This window comes from Nocardioides sp., from assembly GCF_035481145.1.
GTDB lineage: Bacteria > Actinomycetota > Actinomycetes > Propionibacteriales > Nocardioidaceae > Nocardioides.
In genome coordinates this window covers 1-5,129 of sequence record NZ_DATIHB010000030.1, presented here as the reverse complement: position 1 = coordinate 5,129, position 5,129 = coordinate 1, and the positions used below count along the sequence as shown (strand labels likewise).

Annotated in this window: 4 protein-coding genes; 3 read left to right on the top strand and 1 reads right to left on the bottom strand. The window is 69.3% G+C overall.

Going from position 1 to position 5,129, the window contains the following annotated elements; all coding sequences use genetic code 11:
- Positions 1-84: 84 nt before the first annotated feature.
- Positions 85-1,560, bottom strand: a complete 1,476-nt coding sequence (locus VLF38_RS02655) for an APC family permease (RefSeq protein WP_325269745.1) — start codon at positions 1,558-1,560, stop codon at positions 85-87.
- Between the two features lie 123 nt (positions 1,561-1,683).
- On the opposite strand from VLF38_RS02655, the gene VLF38_RS02650 reads away from it, so the two are divergent.
- The 3 genes from VLF38_RS02650 to VLF38_RS02640 form a co-directional block, all read left to right on the top strand.
- Positions 1,684-3,027 (top strand): hypothetical protein, encoded by a 1,344-nt coding sequence (locus tag VLF38_RS02650; protein ID WP_325269744.1) that lies wholly within the window; start codon positions 1,684-1,686, stop codon positions 3,025-3,027.
- The gene (gene murD / locus VLF38_RS02645; RefSeq protein ID WP_325269743.1) at positions 3,014-4,291 is read left to right on the top strand and encodes a UDP-N-acetylmuramoyl-L-alanine--D-glutamate ligase; all 1,278 of its coding nucleotides are present in this window, start codon (positions 3,014-3,016) and stop codon (positions 4,289-4,291) included. Before VLF38_RS02650 ends, murD begins: the two co-directional genes overlap by 14 nt.
- A 221-nt stretch (positions 4,292-4,512) precedes the next feature.
- Positions 4,513-5,129: DUF222 domain-containing protein (locus VLF38_RS02640; RefSeq protein WP_325269742.1), on the top strand; the 617-nt coding region annotated here is incomplete at its 3' end.

Sequence of the window (5,129 nt, the reverse complement as noted above, 5' to 3'; positions counted from 1 at the left end):
GGCGAGCCGGGTGCGGCGTACCTCCCGGAGCTCCTCCGGAAGCCGCACCCGGCTCGCTGAGCGGGGTTGTGCTGACGCCGTGGGTCAGCGGGGGTCGTCGGTCGGGTCGGTGTCCATGTGCTCGATGTCGGCGAAGTGCGGCGGGCTGTCGTCCTTGTTGAGGAGCTTGTTGAGCAGCCAGGTGAGGCCCCAGAGCAGCACGCCGATCAGCATCAGGCCACCGGCGATGGTGTAGACGACCCCATCGCGGTCCACCCACGGTCCCACCAGGAACAAGCAGAGCAGGGCCGCGACGTACGGCATCCAGCCCGGCGTGGTGAAGAAGGTGTCACCGTGGTCGGCGCGCTTCTTCTTGAGCACGATGCACGCGACGTTGACCACCGTGAAGACGCACAGGAGCAGGAGGGCGGTCGTCGACGACAGGTTGGCGACCACGTTGCTCTCGGGATCGCTGGTGACGTACCAGATCAGCAGGAGCGCCAGGAGCGTGCTGAAGAGGATCGCCGCCCACGGGCTGCGCCGGCCACGGAGGACCGCACCCAGCTGCTTGGGAAGCACCCGTTGGTTGGCCATCCCGTAGACGAGACGCGACGCCATCAGCATGTTGATCAGCGCGGTGTTGGCCACCGCGAAGACCGCCAGGAACGGGAAGATCTTGTCGATCGGGAAGTCCGGCGAACCCTTGTGGACCACCTCGAGGAGCGCGCGACCCTCCGATTCGCGGATGCTCTCCAGCTCCGACGGACTGAGCACGCTCACCACGGAGACCGCGACGAGCATGTAGAGGACGACCGCGATGCCGAGGCCCATGAGCATCGTGCGCGGGAAGATCCGCTGCGGGTCCTTCGTCTCCTCGACCATGTTGACGGAGTCCTCGAAGCCCACCATCGCGAAGAACGCGATCGACGTAGCGGCGGTCACCGCGAAGACGAAGCCCATGCCCTCGTAGTCGTTGAAGTTCACCAGCTCGCCCATGTCGGCCTTGCCCTGCGCGATCACCCAGAAGCCGACGCCGATCACGATGGTGAGTGCCGTCATCTCGACCAGGGTCAAGATGACGTTGAACTTCACGCTCTCGCCGACGCCTCGGAGGTTGATCAGTGCGAGCAGCACCATGAAGGCCATCGCCGTCAGGGTGATCGTGCCGCTGCTGACGGCCCCGTCGATCCATCCGTTGATCTCCATGCCGCCATAGAGGTTCTGGGCGAGTGTGTTGGCCGACGTCGATGCACTGGTGATGCCCGAACAGATCACCGCGAACGTGACCAGGAACGTGAGGAAGTGGATGCCGAAGGCCTTGTGCGTGTAGAGCGCGGCTCCTGCGGCCTGCGGGTACTTCGTCACCAGCTCGAGGTACGAGAAGGCCGTCAGGGTGGCGACCACGAAGGCGAGCAGGAAGGGCAGCCACAGCAGGCCGCCGACGTACCCCGCCATGGTGCCGGTCACGGCGTACACGCCGGCGCCGAGGATGTCGCCGACGATGAAGAGCAGCAACAGGCCGGGGCCGAGGACCCGCTTGAGCTCGGGCGCGCTCTCCGTCGCCTGAGGGGTGTACGACATGGCCAACCTCCTGCGCGGGCGATGCGGCACCTGGCCTCGTTGCCCGAGCGGCAGCCTGCGCTCCTCCACCCTGCCGTCGTGTGAGGCAGGTCGCAACCACCGACGCACCCCTAGGATGGCCGCGTGTCCGGACTGCTTGGTGTTCCCCCGCGAGAGCTCGTCTTCCACATCGATGAGCCGCGGATCTCGCCGGATGGAGCCGTGGTCGAGCTCGACTACCGCATCACCCACGTCTCGACGGTCGGGCCGGTCGAGCGGTTCACCGAGACGGTCACGCTTCCTGCGGTCGAGGACCCGGTCGAGGCCGGCGACGGCTTCCGCACCCTTGCGCGACTGCTCGCCCTGACCGCGGCCACGTCGTACTACAAGGCGCTCGTGCCCGGCACGATCTCCGTCGCCGGCGGGCTGACCGACGCCGAGCGCCACTTCCTGACCGAGGTCGTCAAGGGCGGGCTCGCGGAGTTCGCGTACCGCAACGACCTTCCCGACGCGCTCTTCCCGACAGTCGTCGCTCCCCCGCGTCCGGCGGCTGAAGGCTCGCCGGCCACGCCGACGCACCAGCGTGCCCTCGTCGCCGTCGGCGGCGGCAAGGACTCCATCGTCACCCTCGAGTCCGTACGTCGCGTGGCCGACGTGACGCTCTTCTCCGTCAACTCCTACGAGCCGATCGCACGCACGGCGGAGGCGTCGGGCCTGGAGTTGGTGCAGGCGCGCCGGGTCCTGGATCCCGCGCTCTTCCGGCTCAACGAGGCGGGCGCGCACAACGGCCACGTCCCCGTGACGGCCGTGAACTCGATCATCGCCTGCCTGATCGCGCTGCGCGGCGGCTTCGACACGGTGGTCTTCGCCAACGAGGCCTCGTCGTCGTACGGCAATCTCGAGTGGCACGGCGTCGAGGTCAACCACCAGTGGAGCAAGGGCCTCGGCTTCGAGGGCATGCTGCGCACGCTCGTCAGCCCGTGGGGCGTCGACTACGTGTCGTTCCTGCGGCCGCTGACCGAGCTCGCGATCGTGCGGCGCTTCGCGACGCTCCCCTATCTCGACGTCTTCACCTCGTGCAACCGCGCCTTCCACCTCGACGCGTCGCGGCGGCGCAACTGGTGCGGCGAGTGCCCCAAGTGCACCTTCGTCTTCCTGATGCTCTCCCCCTTCGTCCCCGCGTCGCAGATGGAGTCGATCTTCGGCAAGGACCTCTTCGCCGATGCTGCGCTCCGCCCGCTCTTCCTGGACCTGCTCGCGATCGGCGACGGCCACAAGCCGTTCGAGTGCGTGGGCGAGCCGAGCGAGTGCCGCGCGGCGTACACCTTGCTGCAGTCGCACCCGGACTGGTCCGCGCATCCGTTCGTCACCGATCCGTCGTTGCGCTCGGCGGTGGTCTCTCCTGCCGAGGTGGAGGAGCTGTTCGGCTTCTCCGACCGGCACTTCCTGACCGGCGCGCTGGAGAAGGCTGCCCGTGAGGTTCTCTGACCTCGACGGCCGCAAGGTCGCCGTCTGGGGGTTGGGCCTCGAGGGGCGCGCGGCACTGGCTGCGCTCACTGCCCGCGGCATCGACGCCGCCGTCGCGGAGAGCGACGCCGATGCCGACGTCCTGCGCGAGGCCGAGGTCATCGTGAAGTCGCCGGGCGTGCCCGTCTCGTCCGCTCTCTACGCCTCGCTCGCTGACGCCGGCGTGGAGTTCACCTCCAACACCGACCTCTGGCTCTCGGAGAACGCCGAGCGGGCCATCGGAGTGACCGGCACCAAGGGCAAGTCGACGACCTCGTCGGCGATCGCGCACCTGTTCACTGCGGTCGGCGAGCCGGTGTCGCTCGGAGGCAACATCGGCGTCTCACTGCTGGACGCCGCAGCGTCGGGCACCGTTGTGCTCGAGGTGTCGTCGTACCAAGCACAGTCCATCTCGATGTCGCCGCGCGTCGCTGTCGTGACCTCTCTCTTCCCCGAGCACCTGCCGTGGCACGGTTCGGCGGAGGCGTACTTCGCGGACAAGCTGAGGCTCGTCTCCCAGGGCGCCGCGCACGTCGTCGTGCCGGGGCATGACCTGGCGCTCGTGGACCGGGTGCGCGAGGTCCTGCCGGAAACGGCGGAGCTGCACCTCACCTCGTCGGAGCTCGTCCACGCCGACGCATCGGGCCTGCACTGGGAGGGCGTCGGCTCGGTGCCGGCTGCCGAACTGCCGTTGATCGGCGTCCACAACGCGCACAACCTGGCACTCGCCGTGCTCACGGTCGCCGTTGCTCTCGACATCTCGGCGGACGACCCCCGGGCGGCGACGCTGCTCGCCGGTGTACGGACGTTCACGCCGCTCGCGCACCGGATGGAGACCGTCCCCTCGCGTGATGGCCGGCGGTGGATCGACGACTCGCTGGCGACGGCGCCGGAGGCTGTCATCGCGGCGCTCTCCGTCTTCGCGTCCGAGCCCGTGGCGCTGATCCTCGGAGGCGCGGACCGCGGGCTGGACCTGGCGCCGCTGGCTGACTATCTGAAGGGGCGCCATGCGCCCGTGCACCTGCTCCTGATCGGTGCGGCCGGCGCGCGTTTCGGACGCGAGCACGGAGTCGGCCTCGGGCATCCACTGCAGGAGTTCGGCCGCATGGCCGACGCGGTCGCGTGGGCGCTGTCGGTGGCCAACCCGGCTGGGGTCGTGCTGCTGTCGCCAGGTGCGCCCTCGTTCGACGAGTACAAGGACTACGCGGACCGGGCCCGGCACATGTGCGAGCTGATCGCGCCGTAGCTCGGGCCTCGGGCTTCTGGCCCCGTGCTCTGGGCTCCGGGGCGCAGGCGGGCCAGCTCGCGCTCCGTCGTACTCGTCGATCGTCCGTGGAAAGCGGCGGCGAGCCTGGTTCGCGATCTCGAACGCATCTTTGAAACCGTTACCTTTTCGTGATCCCGCACGCCTGTGGAGAACCCGGTTTCCGGGGGTTGGTTGTCGGTGGCGAGTGCTTGGGTAGAGCCATGGCCAGCTCGGGCACGGCGTTCGCGGATCTGTCGAGGAGTGCACTCCTCGACACCGCCGACCTGCTCGCTGACACCGAGCGGACCGCGCAGGTCGACCAGCTGCGGGTGGCGCTGGAGTGGGCCGCAGCCAATGGCCCTGACAGCCTCGATCCCGCGACGGGTGCGAAGGTGGGACGGGCTTCGGTCCGGTTCTATGGCGGCCAGGGCACCCCGCAGGCAGCGACCACCGCCGGCGCTGAGCTCGGCGCGCGGTTGCGGAAGTCCACCGCGGCCGGCGACTCCCTCATCGCCGACGCCCAGGACCTCCGCTACCGGCTGCCCGAGCACTGGAGTCGTGTCGAGGCCCACGAGGTCGCCACGTCCTACGCCCGGTTCGTCGCCCGCCGCACCCGCGACCTGACGATCGAGGCTGCGCTCTACGTCGACCACGCCGTCGCCACCTACGCCGACGGCCGGATCCCCTGGTCCCGCTTCGAGGCCACGGTCGACGCCGCGATCAAGGCCGCCGACCCCGCCGTCGCCGAGGCGAAGGAGAAGGCCGCCCGCGAACGCCGCTACGCCTTCGCCGCCCGCGAGTCCGAGGACGGCATGCGGTCCTTCGTGCTGCGCACCGA

Excerpts from the sequence above, each read along its gene's own strand:
- VLF38_RS02655 (WP_325269745.1), bottom strand. The coding sequence starts at position 1,560 with ATGTCGTACACCCCTCAGGCGACGGAGAGCGCGCCCGAGCTCAAGCGG.